Origin of the sequence: Leptothoe sp. EHU-05/26/07-4 (assembly GCF_043421015.1) — a bacterium.
GTDB lineage: Bacteria > Cyanobacteriota > Cyanobacteriia > Phormidesmidales > Phormidesmidaceae > Leptothoe > Leptothoe turfae.
Genome location: NZ_JAXSQV010000009.1, coordinates 191,818 through 210,529, shown reverse-complemented (window position 1 = coordinate 210,529; position 18,712 = coordinate 191,818). Strand labels below are relative to the sequence as shown.

The following is an 18,712-nucleotide window of genomic DNA, read 5'->3' as shown; positions in this document are numbered from 1 at the left end:
TGAGGGCAGATTAGCTATTTATTTCCAAAGGAGGTTATTCAATGAATCCAGTCCAGTCATCAAACTTTAATGGTTCCGAAATTGCTATTATCGGCATGTCCTGTCGATTTCCAGGCGCACCTAATATTGAAGCATTCTGGCATAATTTGTGCCATGGCATAGAATCTATTTCTCGATTTGATACTCAAGAATTAATAGACGCTGGAGTGGATGCAAAGCTAGTCAATCATCCAAATTATGTTAAAGCTAATAGCATTTTGTCAGATGTTGAATGGTTTGATGCTTTTTTCTTTGACACCAGTGCCAGAGAAGCAGAAAGGATGGATCCGCAACATCGTCTCTTTTTGGAACAAGCCTGGGCAACGTTAGAGAATGCTGGCTATAGTTCTGAGAACTATTCAGGTGCCATTGGTATCTACGCTGGATCTAGCACCAACACCTATTTGCTAAATAATCTGTATCCCACTGTTGATACCTCAGACTCTGCTAGCATCTTTCAATTAATGATAAGTGGCAATAAAGACTTTTTACCCACCCGTACCTCCTATCACTTAAATCTAAAAGGTCCAAGCGTTAATGTTCAAACAGCCTGTTCGACCTCGCTAGTGGCGGCCCATTTAGCATGTCAAAGCTTGCTCAATGGTGAGTGTGATATGGCATTAGCTGGGGGGGTTACGGTTCGTGTCCCTCAGATAACAGGCTATCTTTATCAGGAAGGTCTTGTCCTATCACCGGATGGCCATTGTCGTGCTTTTGATGCTGAAGCAAAGGGTGCTATCGGTGGCAATGGCGTCGGTTTAGTTCTCCTTAAGCGCTTAGAGGATGCCCTTGCCGATGGTGACTATATTCATGCTGTTATTAAGGGGTCTGCAGTCAATAATGATGGCTCGCTAAAAGTCGGTTTTACAGCACCGGGTGTCGATGGCCAAGCAAATGTCATCAGAGAAGCACAGGCCATTGCCCAAGCTGCCCCTGAAACAATCACCTATGTAGAAGCCCATGGTAGTGGAACGCATTTAGGTGATTCAATTGAGATTGCTGCTTTGACTCAAGCCTTTGCTGGATGTTCTAAAGACAATCAGCCTTGTGCGATTGGCTCCGTCAAAACAAATGTAGGGCATTTGGATGTTGCTGCAGGGGCGGCAGGGTTAATCAAAACAGCCTTGGCACTCAAACATAAATTAATTCCCCCCAGCTTACATTTTAAGCAGCCTAATCCACAGATTGACTTTACGAACAGCAATTTTAAGGTTAATGCTCAGCTTTCAGAATGGGAAACCAATAACACACCTCGACGGGCAGGTGTAAATTCATTTGGTATTGGCGGCACCAATGCCCATGTGGTGTTAGAAGAAGCGCCATTGATGGAAACGTCTAGCTCATCTCGTCCATGGCAATTAGTTATGCTGTCTGCCAAGACCAGTTCTGCCCTGGAGACGATGACGGCCAATTTCACCGACTTCCTAAAACAGAACCCTGATGTGAATTTAGCCGATGCTGCCTACACACTTCAAATGGGGCGTCGAGTCTTTGATTACCGCCGCATGGTGCTTTGTCATGATGTTGAAGATGCGCTCAGTGCATTTCAAAATCCTCAACGGATATACAGCAGCATCTCAGATAACAACCAGGCTGATGAGGCAACTATTGCCTTCATGTTTACAGGCTTAGGATCCCAATACATCAATATGGGATGGGATTTATATCAATCTGAAGAAGCTTTTCGGGAACAAATTGATCGCTGTTGTGACTACCTCAAGCCTCTCCTTCAACTTGACTTGAGAGATGTGATCTATCCCAATCGAAATCAAGAGATGGATACATCTAAAGATCCTGAACCACCGGTAAACGTATCATCATCTCAGTCTGGTATTAATCTCCGTCAGATGCTGGGGCGAGGGGAAGAGAAACCTGATGAAGCTACCCAGACTTTAAATCAAACCTATCTTACCCAGCCGGCAGTTTTTGTCATTGAATATGCGTTGTCAGCCCTATGGCAATCATGGGGCATCAATCCTACGGCGATGATGGGATATAGCATTGGTGAATATGTTGCTGCTTGTTTATCTGGCGTTTTGTCCTTAGAAGACGCTCTGACCTTAGTAGCGAAACGAGCCCGGTTGATTCAAGATTTGCCGAACGGAGCAATGCTGGCTGTTCCACTTCCAGAGCAAAAGGTTCATCCACTACTCAGTGAAAAGATTTCTTTATCCGCTATTAACGGATCTTCAGCCTGCGTTGTCGCTGGTGAAACCGAAGCCATTGATGCATTGGCAGAGCAAATAATGAGCCAAGGTATCGCCTGTCGTCGGCTAGCAACATCCCATGCTTTCCACTCCCATATGATGGAGTCAATTGTCCCCTCTTTCACTGAAATATTTAGGAATATTAAGCTCAATACGCCTCAAATTCCTTATATATCAAACCTAACCGGAAACTGGATTACTGCCGAACAAGCAACCGATCCCAATTATTGGGTCCAACATCTTTGTCAACCCGTCCGGTTTGCAGATGGTGTTACGGTATTACATCAACAGCAACACTCGGTGTTATTAGAGGTTGGACCAGGACAAACATTAAGTAGCTTGGCATTGCAATGTTTAGGTACGCAGAAAAATCAAGTAACCGACATCTTATCTTCATTACGTCATGCATACGATCGGCAATCCGATACTGCGTTCTTACTAAACAACCTTGGACAGCTTTGGCTGTCAGGCATCGAAATCGATTGGTTAAGCTTCTACAGCAATGAACGTCGCCATCGGCTTCCTTTGCCAACATATCCTTTTGAACGCCAGCGATATTGGGTTGAACCTCAAGCAGTAGCATCCCCTCAATTACTCTTGTCCGCATCAGACAGATGGACATTACTAGTACAAGCTGGTCAAATACAGGCAAAGAATGGATTAGCTACTGTGGATGAGTCCACCCACATAGCTAATAAACAAGCCTTGGATCAGCTCTGTGTTGCTTACATCAATATGGCGTTTAGACAATTAGGCACTTTCCTGGACGCAAAAAGTCGATATACGATGGCAGATTTAGTGGAACAAAGCCACACAATTCCTCGTTATCATCAACTATTAGAGCGTTGGCTGGCGATATTATTAGAATCTGGCCAGTTAGAGCAGGAGGATAACTATTTCACTCATCTTGCTCCTTGCTCAAGGAACACCATTCAGAATCATCTGGCTGATGTCAAAGCAAAATGGGCAAAGAATCTAAACTTTGTAGAGCTTGTCGAAAACTGCGGTGAAAATTTAGCAACAGTCTTAACAGGACAAAAAGAACCTTGGGATATTCTCTCAAAATTAGTTAACCAAATCCAAGATGAGTATAGCTTAAAGCTTCCAGAGGTTTATTATTATAAATCAATTATCCGCGCTATTTTAGCTCAGTTGATAAAATCATTGACGCCTCAAACAGAGCTTAAAATTCTAGAAGTTGGAGGTGGTGCTGGCATCACAACAGCTGAATTACTACCAGTATTACCACCAAAACAAACCAGCTATACATTTACTGATGTTGGTCGTTTATTCTTGACTCAAGCACAAGAGAAGTTTAAGGATTACTCATTTGTTGAATATGATTTCCTAGACATCGACCAGCCTTCGCAAGAGCAAGGATATTCATTACATCATTTTGACGTTATCATCGGCTCAAATGTTCTCCATGTGGCCCGCAATTTAGAGAAAGCTCTTGAGAATGTTCGATCTTTATTGGCACCTGGGGGCATCCTTGTTATCTGGGAATTTACTCAACCTCAGCTTAATTTTGATATTGCTGATGCTCTGTTGATGAATCCGGTTGATGAGAACGATAACGATCGCAACATGGGTAATCCCTTTGTGTCAAAAGAGCAATGGCAGGCTGCACTAAAGCGCCATGGATTTGTTGAGGTGGAGGCATTCTCTGCAACCGAAGTATTTGGGCAACAAATATTTGTTGCCCAAGCAGACTCACCTAGCACATCTAGTACGCCCGATGCTTTTACGACAACGTCTACAACTACTGCTCAAAACACGTTTAATCCACTGGGTAGAAAATCGGATATTGCTGATTGGTTTTATATTCCTGCTTGGACACGCTCATCATTATTGCGACCTGCGATCGCGACAAAATCAGCTGTCGATCCAGAATGCTGGCTTGTATTTGCGGATGACTATGGCTTAGGAGTTCAGTTAGGACAATCGCTCCAAGAATCAGGCCATGATGTTGTGATGGTTAAGGTTGGCGATTACTTTGACTGTCCGCAGACTACAGATGCAGAAGGCAAACATCATTACAGCTATACACTCAATCCAAATCAGCTAAACGACTACAGCTCTCTATTCCAGGCTCTCCAACAGGCTAATTTAACACCCACAAAAGTTCTACATCTTTGGAGCATCACTTCATCTGAACAGCCGCTAACGTTAGCGATTGAGAACTTTCAGGCAGTGCAGCATTTCGGACTTTATAGCTTAATGTGCATTGCCCAAGTCATGGGTAAGCAGACTAATCACTCTAATCCTTTACAGCTAACGGTGATCTCTAACCAGATACAGTTGGTCAATGGAGACGAAAAACTACAGCCAGAACAAGCACCTCTCCTTGCCGCCATCAAGGTTATTCCTCAAGAATATGAGGATATTGGCTGTCGCCTCATTGATATTGACTTACCAGAAAATAATCAGCCAATAGTTGCAGAGCGCGTTTCTCAACTATTGCAAGAGATTACCACCCCAAGCATGGAAACTATAGTTGCCTATCGAGAGCGTCACCGTTGGCTACCAATTTTAAAGGAGACACCTCTAAAGAGCATTGAGGATGGGCAAACTCGCTTCAGGCATCACGGCGTTTATTTGATCATCGGTGGACTGGGATATCTTGGGTCGCTAATAGCAGAACACTTAGCACAAACTGTGCAAGCCAAGTTGATTCTGACGGGTCGCTCAGCCTTACCAGCCAGGGAAGAATGGGCTGAATGGTTGGCAGCCCATGAAGATGAAGATGATATCATCAGCCGTAAAATTCATAAGATACAGTCATTAGAAGCATTAGGAGCCAACGTATTATCGATTCAAGCCGATGTCGCCAACCTTCAGCAAATGCAAGTCGCTTTAACCCAGGCTGAACAAGCATTTGGTCCGATCAATGGCGTCATTCATGTAGCTGGTCTCAATACCTCCGAAGGTGGCTTATCTCTCATCGAAGCAGGCATTAACCAAAATCAATTCGAGCAAAACTTCCGGCCCAAAGTCTACGGAACTTGGGTGCTAAGCGAAATTTTACAAGATAAGGATTTAGATTTCTGTTTGCTAATGTCCTCTTTATCTTCTGTTTTGGGCGGCCGAGGTACAATTGACTACACAGCAGCAATGTTCTTTGTAGATACATTTACACATTGGCACAATCAACGGTCTTCTATCCCCTGGATAACAACAAATTGGGGATTTTGGAAAATAGGTGAGGCAGAAGCCTCGCGTCAGTTTTTAGCTCAAAATTGGGGTGACCTCGGTCTGATGCCACAAGAAGGAATCGAGGCATTGGAACGCATTCTTCTCTGGGAAAACTTAAATCAAGTATTGATCTCTCCAGGAAACTTAAAGGAGATGATCAACAAGTGGGGAAACCCTGAGTCTTCAAAGGAAGATGCTGCGCAAGCTGTAAATACATTAACTCAGCATACGCGACCCAATCTAAAGACTGCTTATGTTGCTCCAGAAACCGATCTGGAGCATAAATTGGCTGATATCTTCAAAACAGTTTTAGGCTTTGAGCCTATCGGTATTCATGATAATTTCTTTTATCTAGGGGGCGATTCACTCATTGGGATTAAATTAATTTCCCAAATCAACGAAGTATTTGAAGTTGACTTATCTCTTCGTCTGCTATTCGAGGCACCTTCCATTTCAGAACTCGAATTACTAATCGAAAAGATGATCATTGAAGAACTTGCATCACTTACAGAGGAGGAAGTCAAATCAGCCCTGTAAAACTTAGATTTTGCCCTTTCAATCAACTCTTGATGGATAAAAGTATTAACGATGCATAATACTAGTAAAGAACAAATTCTTAAACAAAAATCGGATCTTTCGCCGACTAAACTAGCCCTGCTTGAAAGACGGTTGCGGGGCAAGAATCTGTCTGGTGATGAAAACAAGTTAACGACTGATGAGCTTTCTCAAATTACAGTTGATCCTAGTCAGCGTTATCAACCGTTTCCTTTGACAGATGTTCAACAAGCTTACTGGATTGGACGTAATAGTGCCTTTGAATTGGGGAACGTATCCACCCATGGATATCTGGAAGTAGATACTATTGATTTAGATTTAAATCGCTTCGAAAATGCCTGGCAGAAAATAGTTGAGCGGCATGGGATGCTACGCACTATTATTCTTCCCAATGGACAGCAGCAAATTTTAGAAAGAGTCCCCCCTTATAAAATAAAAGTTTTAGATTTGAGGACCCATAGTCCTGAGCAAGTTGAGACTCAATTACTAAACCTTCGGGAACAATTATCTCATCAAGTATTATCTGTAGATCAGTATCCCCTGTTTGAAGTTCAGGCTGCTCGCCTGGACGGCAATCGGATAAGGCTCTATCTTAGCTTCGAAATCTTGATTGGCGATGGGCGAAGTTGGACAATTGTTAGTCGCGAGTTAGCCCAACTGATGCAAACGCCAGAATATCCTTTACCCCCCTTAGAACTCTCATTTCGAGACTATGTACTAAAGAAAATTTCCCTGAAAAATTCAGAATCCTATAGTCGCTCGCTAACGTATTGGCAGGATCGTCTTCTTACTTTACCACCCTCCCCTGAGCTACCGATAGCTAAACAACCTGCCCAAATTAAACATCCCCAATTTGCACGCCGCAGTGGTCATTTAGACAATGCTGCTTGGAATCACCTCAAGCAGCAGGCTAAAAGCATTGGCCTGACCCCTTCGGGATTATTGCTATCTGCCTTTGCTGAAGTTCTGACAGTTTGGAGTAAAAATCCCAAATTTACGATTAACTTAACCCTGTTTAATCGTCTGCCACTACATCCTCAAGTCAATCAGATCGTAGGCGACTTCACGTCATTGACACTATTAGCCATCGATAATTCTGGACAAGAGTCTTTTACAAACCGGGCAAGGCGCATTCAAAAACAGCTTTGGCAAGATCTGGATCATAAAGACGTAGGAGGCGTCTACGTCTTACGGGAACTGGCCCACATGCAGAAAAATTCGTCAAAGGCTTTCATGCCAGTTGTTTTCACTAGTGCGCTAATTAGTGAACGGGTAACAAATGATGCAACCAAAGCAAAAGCGTTGACAATGGGTTGGTTAGGGGAGCACGTTTACAATATAACCCAAACTGCTCAGGTTTATTTAGATCATCAAATTGCCGAACTTGACGAAGGATTATTCTATATCTGGGATGCCGTTGAAGAGGTTTTTCCTCCGGCACTACTAGATGAAATGTTCTCTTCTTATAATCTATTTCTTCAACAATTGGCTGTTTCTGAGGATCTTTGGAAAGTCCCTATTCGTAATCTTTCCAAATCTGCTCAACAGCAGGCTATTATCAATGCAACTAATGTTTCTTTTTCGAAAAATGTTTTATTACATACATTGTTTTTTGAAAAAGCTGAAACGTTTCCAAGTCATACTGCTATCGCCACATCCCAACGTATACTTACATATCAAGAGGTAAGTGAGCGAGCTGCTTACATCGCTCAATACTTATATCAACAAGGTGTTCAGCCCAACCAACTGGTTGCCATTGTTATGGAGAAGGGCTGGGAACAGGTGGTTGCAGCTTTGGGTATCCTGGCATCTGGTGCAGCATACGTGCCAATTGATCCCAAGCTGCCAACTGAGCGCCAGCATTATCTTTTAAAGGAAACCAAAGTTCAATGGGTATTAACTCAATCGCGACTCGATAATACTCTAAACTGGCCTGAAACGGTCAAACGTCTCTCCATAGACGATAGCTTGCCTCAAGTTGCCAGCAAAGTGCAGTGTGTACAAAGCACATCCGACCTGGCATATGTTATTTACACCTCTGGCTCCACTGGCTTACCCAAAGGCGTCATGATTGATCATCAGGGTGCTGTTAATACCATCCTCGATATTAATCAACGCTTTAAGATCACCTCTTCTGATCGTATATTTGCACTTTCATCCCTAAGTTTTGACTTATCCGTATTTGACATCTTTGGAACGCTAGCCGCTGGTGGAACCATTGTTATTCCTGATCCTGATGAGATAAAGAATCCAGCTCATTGGACAGAATTGATGGTCCAACAGCAAGTGACCGTTTGGAATTCAGTTCCAGCCTTGATGCAAATGTTAGTAGAATATTCAGTCGGGTTTACATCACTGTTTCCACAATCTTTGCGATTGGCTCTAATGAGTGGTGATTGGATTCCTCTGTCTTTACCAGACCAGATTCGGTCACTATGTCAGAATATCAAGCTAGTCAGCTTAGGTGGAGCAACAGAAGCTTCAATTTGGTCTATTTTTTACCCTATCGATCAAGTTGATCCAAACTGGAAGAGCATTCCCTATGGTCGTCCCATGGCCAATCAAAAAATTTATGTCCTAAATAAAACGCTAGAAGCTTGCCCAACTTGGGTTACAGGACAACTTTACATTGGTGGCATTGGCATAGCAAAAGGATATTGGCAGGATGACAATAAAACAAAAGCAAGCTTTATCACCCATCCTCAAACTCAGGAAAAATTGTATAAAACAGGTGATTTAGGGCGCTGTTTGCCTGACGGCACTATTGAATTTCTTGGGCGAGAAGATTTTCAAGTCAAAATTAATGGTCATCGAATTGAACTCGGTGAAATTGAATCTGTACTCAGTTCACATCCAGCGATTGAAACAGCGCTTGTTTTAGCTAAAGATGTCGATGAAAAGAGCAAGCAATTAATTGCCTATATCATTTGCCAAGAAGAGAACACGCCATTAGAAAATCAGCGCAGATTGTTTGTTGATTCAATACAGGAATTTTTACGTAAAAAACTGCCAGAATATATGGTTCCTCCAGCATTTTGTCTTTTAGATAAGTTTCCATTAACTCCGAATGGAAAGATTGATCGAAAAGCACTCCCGGCGGCAGATATTGTACCCACATCAAAAGCAAAGAGTGTTTCACCGACTACTGAGACAGAGCATACTTTAGCCGACATTCTGAAGCAGGTTCTACAAATAGAAAAGGTTGGTATTTATGATAATTTCTTTGATCTCGGAGGAAATTCAATCCAAATTGTTCAAATCCATAATAAAATCAAGGAGGTTTTCAAAAAAGATATTCCCATTACTGAAATATTTAGGCATCCAACGATTAATGATTTGGATAAGTATTTTAGTGAGAACACTAGCAATTTTCGGTCAAATTATAAACAGCTAAGTCGTGCCGAGAGTCGCAAAGAAAAGCTTAAGAAACGACGGCGACGGACTCTGTAAGTCCCCCCTACTGCTTAAAGAAGACTGAGTACATGAAATGAAGCGAGACAAATTATGGTTGGAACTAGTGCAGATAGAGAGGCCTTAGAAACTATTGCCATCATTGGCATGTCCTGTCGTTTTCCAGGAGCTGATAGTCCTAAGCAGTTTTGGCAAAATCTATCTGATGGGATAGAGTCGATTTATTTTTTCTCAGACCAAGAACATAATCATTTAGGCAAGAACCAGGCTTGGGTGAATGAGCCAAATTACGTGAAGGCAGATCCTTGTCTCGAAGATGTTGAATGGTTTGATGCTTCATTTTTTAACTTAAATGCCAGGCAAGCTGAATTAACCAGCCCAGAGCATCGCATATTTTTAGAATGCGCTTGGGAAGCGCTTGAACATGGGGGTTATACTACTCAGCATTATGACGGTAGTGTTGGTGTATACGCTGGTAGCAATATAAGTCACTATTTGAAATTCACAGGTCAAGAGGGTTTGTTGCAGCCAACCATGAGTGGGGTAGAGGCTTCATTTGGTAATGACCTGAATTATATGTCAACGCTAGTTTCTTACCATCTCAATCTCAAAGGCCCCAGCATGATGGTTCAAACGGCGTGTTCGAGTGCTCTGGTGGCTATTCATATGGCAGGGCAAAGTCTCCTCAATGGCGAGTGTGATATGGCGTTAGCGGGGGCAATAAATCTGAGGGGACCCCAGAAAACAGGCTACTTTTATCAAGAAGGGGGGATTCTTTCCCCTGACGGGCACTGTCGGGCTTTTGATGCCAAAGCACAGGGTACTGTTCCCGGCAGTGGGGCAGGTGTTGTACTTCTCAAGCGTTTTTCTGATGCCCTAGAGGACGGTGATCATATCCACGCGGTGATCAGAGGCTCAGCTATTAACAATGATGGTGCTAGTAAAGTAGGATACTCAGCCCCAAGTGTTGATGGTCAAGCCGTTGTGATAGCTGATGCATTAGCGATCGCCGAAATTGATCCTAAAACTGTGACGTACATAGAGGCCCATGGAACTGGAACAGTCTTGGGGGATCCCATTGAGGTTGCTGCTCTCACAGATGTCTTTCGAGTAAGCACGGATCAAAAAGGATTTTGTGCCATTGGCTCGGTTAAGAGTAATGTTGGGCATTTAGGGGTTGCAGCAGGTATGCCTGGTCTGATTAAGGTAGCATTAGCCCTTGAAAATCAGACTATTCCGCCCAGTTTAAACTTTGAGCAGCCCAACCCTAAGATTGACTTTGCTAATAGCCCATTTTATGTCAACCACACCCTCTCAGAGTGGCATGCTAATGGGACACCCCGAAGAGCTGGCGTGAGTTCCTTGGGCGTTGGTGGTACCAATGCACATATTGTTCTTGAAGAAGCACCATCACGACAACCGTCAGGTTCTTCTCGTCCCTGGCAGTTGATGGTAATATCTGCTAAAACGCAATCTGCACTGGATAAATCAACAGCTAATCTAGCGAATTATTTGAGCCAGCATCCTGATGTGAACTTAGCGGATGTTGCCTACACCCTGAGCATTGGTCGTCAAGCATTCGAGCACCGCAGAATCTTAATTTGTCAGCACCTAGATCAGGCTCAGAAACAGTTTGAATCGCTAGATCCTGAGTATGACTTGACGCAGCATCAAACGCCTCATAAGCGGCCCATAATTTTTATGTTCTCGGGACAAGGGGCTCAATATATCAATATGGCCCGTGAACTCTATCAACAAGAGTCCATCTTCCAAGAACATGTGGATACCTGTGCCACATATCTTTATCCTCTTCTGGGGCTTGACCTGCGCCATATCCTTTACCCCGATCTGGAACATGCGGAGACAGCAGCTCAAAAAATAACCCAAACAGCAATCGCTCAACCAGCACTGTTTGTTATTGAATATGCACTTGCAAAGCTTTGGATGGCTTGGGGAATCCGGCCAGCGGCCATGATTGGTCATAGCATAGGTGAATACGTTGCAGCAACGCTAGCAGGGGTATTTTCGTTGGAAGCCGCTCTGGCCATTGTGGCAAAGCGAGGGCAGTTAATGCAGGAACTTCCCCCTGGACAGATGCTAGCTATTCCACTTCCCGAGAATGATGTTATACCCCTCCTGGGAGAAGACTTAGCATTGGCCGTTGTTAATGGGCCGTCGACGTGCGTGGTATCGGGTAAAACAGAAGCCATCTCAGCTTTACAGGCTCAGTTAACATCTCAAGGCGTGAATTGTCGTCCCCTGCACACGTCCCATGGATTCCACTCGCCGATGATGGATCCTATCTTGGATAGCTTTAAGGAACAGGTTCAGAAGTTTAAGCTTCAATCACCTACAATCTCTTATATTTCAAATGTTACAGGCGATTGGATAACGGACGAAGCAGCTACTGATCCTAATTATTGGGCCTCTCACTTGAGACAAACTGTCCGATTTAGTGATGGTTTAGACGTAATATTGCAAGAATCTGCCCATGTTTTCCTTGAAGTTGGCCCTGGGCGAACCTTAAGTACTCTGCTGAAACAGCATTCAGCTAAACGCTCTGAGCAAGTTGTTCTGACATCATTACACCATCCCAAGGGAACCCAATCTGATATCGGTTTTATATTAAATGCAGTGGGCCGATTGTGGTTGGCTGGTATTCAAATAGACTGGCATGGTTTTTATGCCCATGAACATCGTCACCGTTTGCCTTTACCAACCTATCCCTTTGAGCGTCAACGGTATTGGTTGGGGGCAACAGATACCTCCAGTTCTCCATTAAACCCTGACTTATCGACGCAGTCCCTGTGGCAATCGCTTCTAAAAGCAGGAGAACAACAGGCAAAAATTGGAGGAGCTGCCCTGGATGAGGCAACATACTCCAAAAATATAGTATGGATTGACCGCTTATGTCTTGCCTACATCAATTCAACCTTGAGGCAGCTAGGCACGTTTGATCGTTTAGAAACTGAGCATAATTTAGAGGATCTATGCAAACATTGTCAGATTCTGCCTCGCTACCATCAGCTAGTTAAAAGTTGGTTAAAGGCTTTAGTAAGAGTAGGACAGTTACAGCAAGAGGGAAGTTCCTTTAAGCAGTCACCTTCCTCGCCAGACGATAACAATTCTACTGATGGAGCTATTGAAACACTGCTTAAGACAGCTCAAGAATGCTGGATAGAGACACCACAGATGGTGGATTTTGTGCAGCTCTTTGGTGAAAATTTAGTCCACATCTTGGTAGGTGATCAGGAACCGCTAGAACTATTTAATCGTTTGATCTATCACAATCAAGATGTAAAAGCTACACAGAAGTCTCCCTGGGAAGATTACTACAGGAATATTATGCGATCAATTTTGGAGAAATTGACGCAGGCCCTACCATCAGACACGACCCTAAAGATTTTAGAAATTGGGGCAGGAACGGGTATTGCCACATCAGTATTGCTACCAGTGCTGCCCCATGAGCGGACTCAATATACTTTCACCGATATTGGGGGTGCGTTCTTGACACAGGCACAACAAAAATTTGCTGATTATCCGTTTATTCAGTATCAATTGCTTGATATTGAACAGTCTCCCAAGACTCAAGGGTTTCCATTGCATGAGTTCGATATCGTGATTGCCGCTAACGTCCTGCATGCTACTCAAAATATTGGTGAGACGCTGGGAAATGTGCGTTCTTTGGTAGCTCCAGGTGGATTCCTTTTACTGTGGGAGATCACTCAACCACAACTGAACTTTGAGGTAACTTGGGGGCTGTTAATGAAGCCCTTTAAAGATCAGAAAAGCGATCGCACATTGGGCAATCCATTTCTATCCAGTCAGGAATGGCAGCAAGCACTCAAAAATAACGCCTTTACTGATGTGGCCGTTTTCCCTAAGGATAGTGCATTTGGTCACAGTATTATTCTGGCAAAAGCAACTAAAACAACAGCACCATCCCTCCCATCGGCCCTTGCTACAGACAACAATCAGCTTGGTAGTCAGTCACCTAAGCAAAACCTAGAACAAAAGCCTGATGTGGCTGACTGGTTCTATCTACCTCAATGGAAGCGTTCCTTACCGCCATTTTCACTACAATCAACGTCGTACACTGATCATTCTGATTGTTGGTTAGTCTTCATTAACGAAGCTGTAGGCATGTCTATTGCTGAGCAATTACAACAACAGAAACAAACTGTCATTACGGTTCAGATTTCAGAGATATTTGGTCATCAACAAAAAGCTTTATCGGATGGTTCAGTTCGGCATAGCTACACACTTAATCCAGAGCAAAAAAGCGATTATTCCCAACTTTTTGAATCGCTACAGGAGAAAGGAATTGTCCCTAATCATATTGTCCATGGTTGGACAATTACATCCCTAAGTCAACCCCATTCGAGTCCTGATCAATTTGATCAGATTCAATCCCAGGGATTTTATAGTTTGCTTTTCCTGGTTCAAACCCTTGGCAAACAAAATTGGAGCCAGGAATTGCAATTGACAGTCCTGTCCAATAATATGCAGTCTGTCACAGAAGAGGAATCGATATATTATCCAGAAAAAACAACAATACTTGGCTTACTAAAAGTCATCCCCCAGGAATATGATTACATCCGTTGTCGTAGCATTGACATTAGTCTTACTACGACTAGTAACTGGCAATCAAAAAAGTTAATTCATCAGCTCTGTGCTGAAATCCTTGCACCTCCAGCTGAGCTAATAGTTGCTTATCGAGGTCTGCAACGATGGGTTCAGACGGTTGAACCGATAACCTTAAAAGCACGACCTACTGAAGAATTACCGCTAAAACAATCAGGCGTTTACCTAATTGTTGGTGGGCTTGGCAGCCTAGGACTAATACTGGCAGAATACCTGGCCCGTACGGTTCAGGCAAAATTAATTTTGACAGGGCGTTCGTCATTTCCCAATAGAGAACAGTGGTCAGCATGGCTCTCTTCCCATGAGGAATCTGATAAGATTAGCTGCCAGATTCGAAAAATACAGGAATTTGAGTCTTTAGGAGCAGAAATTCTAATCCTGCAGGCAGATATTTCTAATTTCGAACAAATGCAGGCTGCTTTAAGTCAAACGGAGCAGAAGTTTGGCGCACTTAATGGGGTGATTCATGCTGTTGTATTAGGTGCAGCCCAGCTCTTTAAGCCGATTCAAGATATTACTCCGGCAGACTGTAAGCTACAGTTTCAAGGCAAGATAGATGGGCTATTTATATTACAAGAGCTCCTGGGCTCTAAATCCCTTGATTTTTGTCTGCTAATTTCTTCATTAGCCTCACTTTTCGGTGGACTTGGCCATGCGGCCTACGCTGCGGCTAATCTTTTTATGGATGCCTTTGCACATCAGCATAATCAAGCGTTCCCTACGCCTTGGCTCAGTGTCAATTGGGATGGGCGAAAACCTGTTTTACCAGAAAGTAAAGCTATACCATTGGTTGAAACAAGTTCAGAGCAGACAATTCTTCCTGAAGAAGACATAAAGATTTTCCAGCATGTTTTAGCCTGGAGTCAACTTAATCAGATTATTGTCTCAACGAGGGAGCTACAACCTAGAGTTGATTATTGGACAAGATGGGAGTCGCTACGAGAAGAAGCAAATCTCATCAAAGGAAATAATGATCAATCACATCATGCAAGACCTGAACTAGAAAATGCTTATGTCCCTCCCAGACATGCGACGGAAAAGATGCTCGCAGATATATGGCAAACAATTATTGGCATTGACCTGGTAGGTATTCATGATAACTACTTTGAGTTGGGCGGAGACTCTTTAATCTCAATTCAGGTGATGGCTCAAATTCGTGAAACATTTCAAGTAGATTTACCATCGAGCAGTCTATTTGAATCCCCTACAGTTGCTGGCATGGCAAACCATATTAATAACATTCAGACGGCTAAGCAACTGCAATCTGAAACTACAGATCAAGCAGCAGACGATCGAGAAGAGATTGATTTATAAAATCGATTGAAGTCTTATCTTATACATACTCTGAAGTCAAGATTATGTAGTTAAGCATTGGTCTAGCAAAGACTCAACAATTGAATACGTAGGTTTTTCATCTTTTTAGGTACTCGGTAATTTTGAAATCTATTTTGACACATGGAACTAGCAGGCTCTAAAACCCCCCATTGGCTACAGATGATGAAATATATCATTGATCCAATTGGATTTCTAGACAAAACAGCTAAACGTCATGGAGATATCTTTACACTATCAGGCAGTTTATCGATTGCAGAGTCTAGAGCTGTCGTAGTGGTCACTCACCCAAAGGCAATTCAGCAGATTTTTACGCGACCTAAAGAGATTACGTCACCGGGTGAACTACATCAAGCCATGGCTCCATTTGTAGGAGACAATTCATTGTTCGTGGTTAATGATGTACGCCATCAACACCGACGCAAACTTTTATTGCCTCCATTTCACGGCAAACGATTGTATACCTATGGTCAATCCATCTGTGAGATCACTCGAAAAATCATCAGCAGACATCCTCCAAATCAAGGCTTTTCAATTTATTTAGCGCTACAAGAAATTTCGCTTCAAGTCATTCTAGAGACTGTTCTTGGTTTGCATCAACCAGGATTGCGTCAACGGCTAAGACAGCGCTATCTAGCTTATAAAGGATACTCTAAAAATCCTTTAGTTCCATTCTTGATAACTTTCCCTAGTCTGAGAAAAGATTTAGGGCGATGGAGTCCATGGGGGCAATTCCTATACTTAAAGCAACAGCTTGATGAGTTAATATACGATGAAATTAGAAAGTGTCGTCAGCAAAATGACTCCACTCGAACTGACATTCTGAGTTTGCTGGTTTCAGCTCGAGATGAGACAGGTGAATCGATGACAGATGATGAGTTGTGTGATGATTTGCGCTTTCTCTTTTCTGCCGGGCAAGAACCGACTGCCATCGCTATTGCCTGGGCTATGTACTGGTTGCATACGCATCCCAATATACTTGAAAAATTACGACAAGAACTAGATGGTTTGGGTGAGGATCCAGATCCAGTTGTCGTTGCTAAGTTGCCTTATCTCACAGCTGTGTGCAATGAAACAATGCGAATTTCACCAATTATTCCATTTACATCACCAAGGTTAGTTCAAACTCCTGTCGAACTAATGGGTTATCAATTAAATCCAAATACAATCCTAGACTGCTGCATCTATCTAGTTCATCAGCGTGAAGACCTATATCCAGAACCTAAAAAGTTTAGGCCAGAGCGATTTTTAGAAAGAAAATTCTCCTACTATGAATTTCTACCATTTGGCGGTGGCGAGCGTGGGTGTATCGCTCAACCATTAGCTGAATATGAAATAAAGCTGGTGTTAGCCACACTAGTTTCTCACTATGAATGGACACTTGTTAATCGACGGCCAGAGCGGTACCATGTCGCAGGAACTTTTTTGACGCCTGCTAATGGGATTCAGGTGAAGATAACCAATCTACGGCAACCTCAAAGACAAAGATCACCACAGTTTGTAGCCTGATTAGCAGCCCATAATTTGCTTAATAAAGCAGGAAGAATAGCAATGAATAATGCGCATAAAAATCAGTTTGATGTCATTATCCTGGGTTCTGGAGTAGGGGGGGCTACACTAGCCACGATATTGGCAAAACATAATTTAAATGTTTTGATGGTCGATAAAAAAAGCCATCCTAGATATGCAATTGGGGAATCACTAACAACTCACACAGAACTTCTTCTTAAATTACTCAGTCGTAACTATTCTATTCCTGAATTTGAACACTTAAGTTCATTTCAAAATATTAAGGAACATCTTTCCACCTCTGCCTGTGGACATAAGCGAATATTCGGTTTTCTATACCATCATGAAGGAGAAGAACAGTCCTCCCATGAAAGAATACAGTGGGGAACAGGCGACAGCAGTCACTTATTCCGTCAGGAAGTTGACCACTATTTGGTGAAAGCTTCTGTCAGCTATGGAGCAAAGCTATTAGAAAATATAAATGTAGTTGATTTAGAGATTAGTCAACATAGTGTCAGAATTATAGCCAAGAATGGCGAATCATTTACTGCAGACTATTTAGTTGACGCTAGTGGATACAACTCCATACTCGCTCGAAAATTTAACCTCAGAGAGTATCCTACACGCTTCAAAACCCATTCGAGAAGCCTATTTACCCATATGATTAATGTTAAGGGTACTGATGAAGCAATTCGGGAATCTAATGGAAAAAAAAGTGACATCCCTTGGAAAAGAGGAACAACGCATCATATATTCAAAGAAGGTTGGATGTGGGTCATTCCATTTGACAATCATGAGCAATCGACCAATCCGGTGTGTAGTGTAGGCGTTAACTTTAATAGTCGCTACTTGCCGAAAAACGGTCTTGCTCCAGAGCAAGAATTTCAACAGTTTATAATGCGATTCCCATCTATCGCATCTCAATTTGAGTCGGCTCAAACTGTCCAAAGATGGACATCTACTGATCGCATCCAATATTCGTCTAGAACTTGTGTAGGAGAAAGGTTTTATATCCTTCCACATTCATCAGGGTTTGTTGACCCGATATTTTCAGTTGGACTATCGCAAACTTTCTTGACGATCAATCCACTTGCTGCACTAATTTTACAAGCAGTTTCTGAAAAAGACTTTTCCTCACAGAACTTTCTTTCGTTAGCAAGTTTGCAGGAGAAAATTTTCAACTATAATGACATGATCGCTCACTGTACATATATTTCATTTAGAGACTTCAATCTGATGAATGCATGGCTTCGTGTTTGGCTTATGCAACATTTAATGCCTGTTTGGAAACTTGGCTTTTCGCAGATTGATCTTTTTACAAAGGGTTATAAGCCACGATCATTATCGCAGCTTACTGATATCAAGTATTTAGAAGATCTAGATACACAAATCAGTCCATGGGGAAATGGTTATGTTTCAAAAGCTATTGCCGAAATGGAAAAGGTGGAAAAAGGCTTGATTTCTCCAAATGAAGCAGCACGTAATATCATATCTACGCTGAATTCAGCCAGTTGGTTATTTAGGGCGATGGGAATAGGAGACACCTCACAGAATTATTTTGACCTACTCAAATCCCAACGCTTTAACCTTAGTCTCTTAGCTTTCGCATTCTGGTCACAGATATTTTTAGCTAAAAGCAATAGGCCATTTGACTTTACGATTAGTGATTTCTTCAAATTTCGGCTTAACTATGCATAAAGTGGTCTAATTAGAGGATTAAATCATGTATTTTCTAAAATAACCTCCAATTTAGTGGCATTTTCTTAGCTTCTAGCTCAGTATGCTCCATTTTGATAATTTGGCAAAACATAATGCCGGGA

Annotated in this window: 5 protein-coding genes; all 5 read left to right on the top strand. The window is 42.5% G+C overall.

What is annotated here, in order from left to right:
- The first annotated feature begins 41 nt into the window (after positions 1 to 41).
- The 5 genes from U2F10_RS35275 (at position 42) to U2F10_RS35255 (ending at position 18,590) form a co-directional block, all read left to right on the top strand.
- Complete coding sequence (locus U2F10_RS35275) at positions 42 to 5,978, top strand: SDR family NAD(P)-dependent oxidoreductase (RefSeq protein WP_499874797.1); 5,937 nt, start codon at positions 42 to 44, stop codon at positions 5,976 to 5,978.
- 51 nt (positions 5,979 to 6,029) lie between these two features.
- Positions 6,030 to 9,446, top strand: a complete 3,417-nt coding sequence (locus tag U2F10_RS35270; RefSeq protein ID WP_499874796.1) for a non-ribosomal peptide synthetase — start codon at positions 6,030 to 6,032, stop codon at positions 9,444 to 9,446.
- Between the two features lie 54 nt (positions 9,447 to 9,500).
- Positions 9,501 to 15,365, top strand: a complete 5,865-nt coding sequence (locus tag U2F10_RS35265; protein ID WP_163659760.1) for a type I polyketide synthase — start codon at positions 9,501 to 9,503, stop codon at positions 15,363 to 15,365.
- A gap of 141 nt (positions 15,366 to 15,506) precedes the next feature.
- Positions 15,507 to 16,892 carry a cytochrome P450 gene (locus tag U2F10_RS35260; RefSeq protein WP_163659758.1) on the top strand — a complete coding sequence of 462 codons (1,386 nt, stop codon included), beginning with the start codon at positions 15,507 to 15,509 and terminating at the stop codon, positions 16,890 to 16,892.
- A gap of 42 nt (positions 16,893 to 16,934) precedes the next feature.
- Positions 16,935 to 18,590: an NAD(P)/FAD-dependent oxidoreductase gene (locus tag U2F10_RS35255; RefSeq protein ID WP_163659756.1), complete on the top strand. Its 1,656-nt coding sequence runs from the start codon at positions 16,935 to 16,937 to the stop codon at positions 18,588 to 18,590.
- Positions 18,591 to 18,712: the final 122 nt, after the last annotated feature.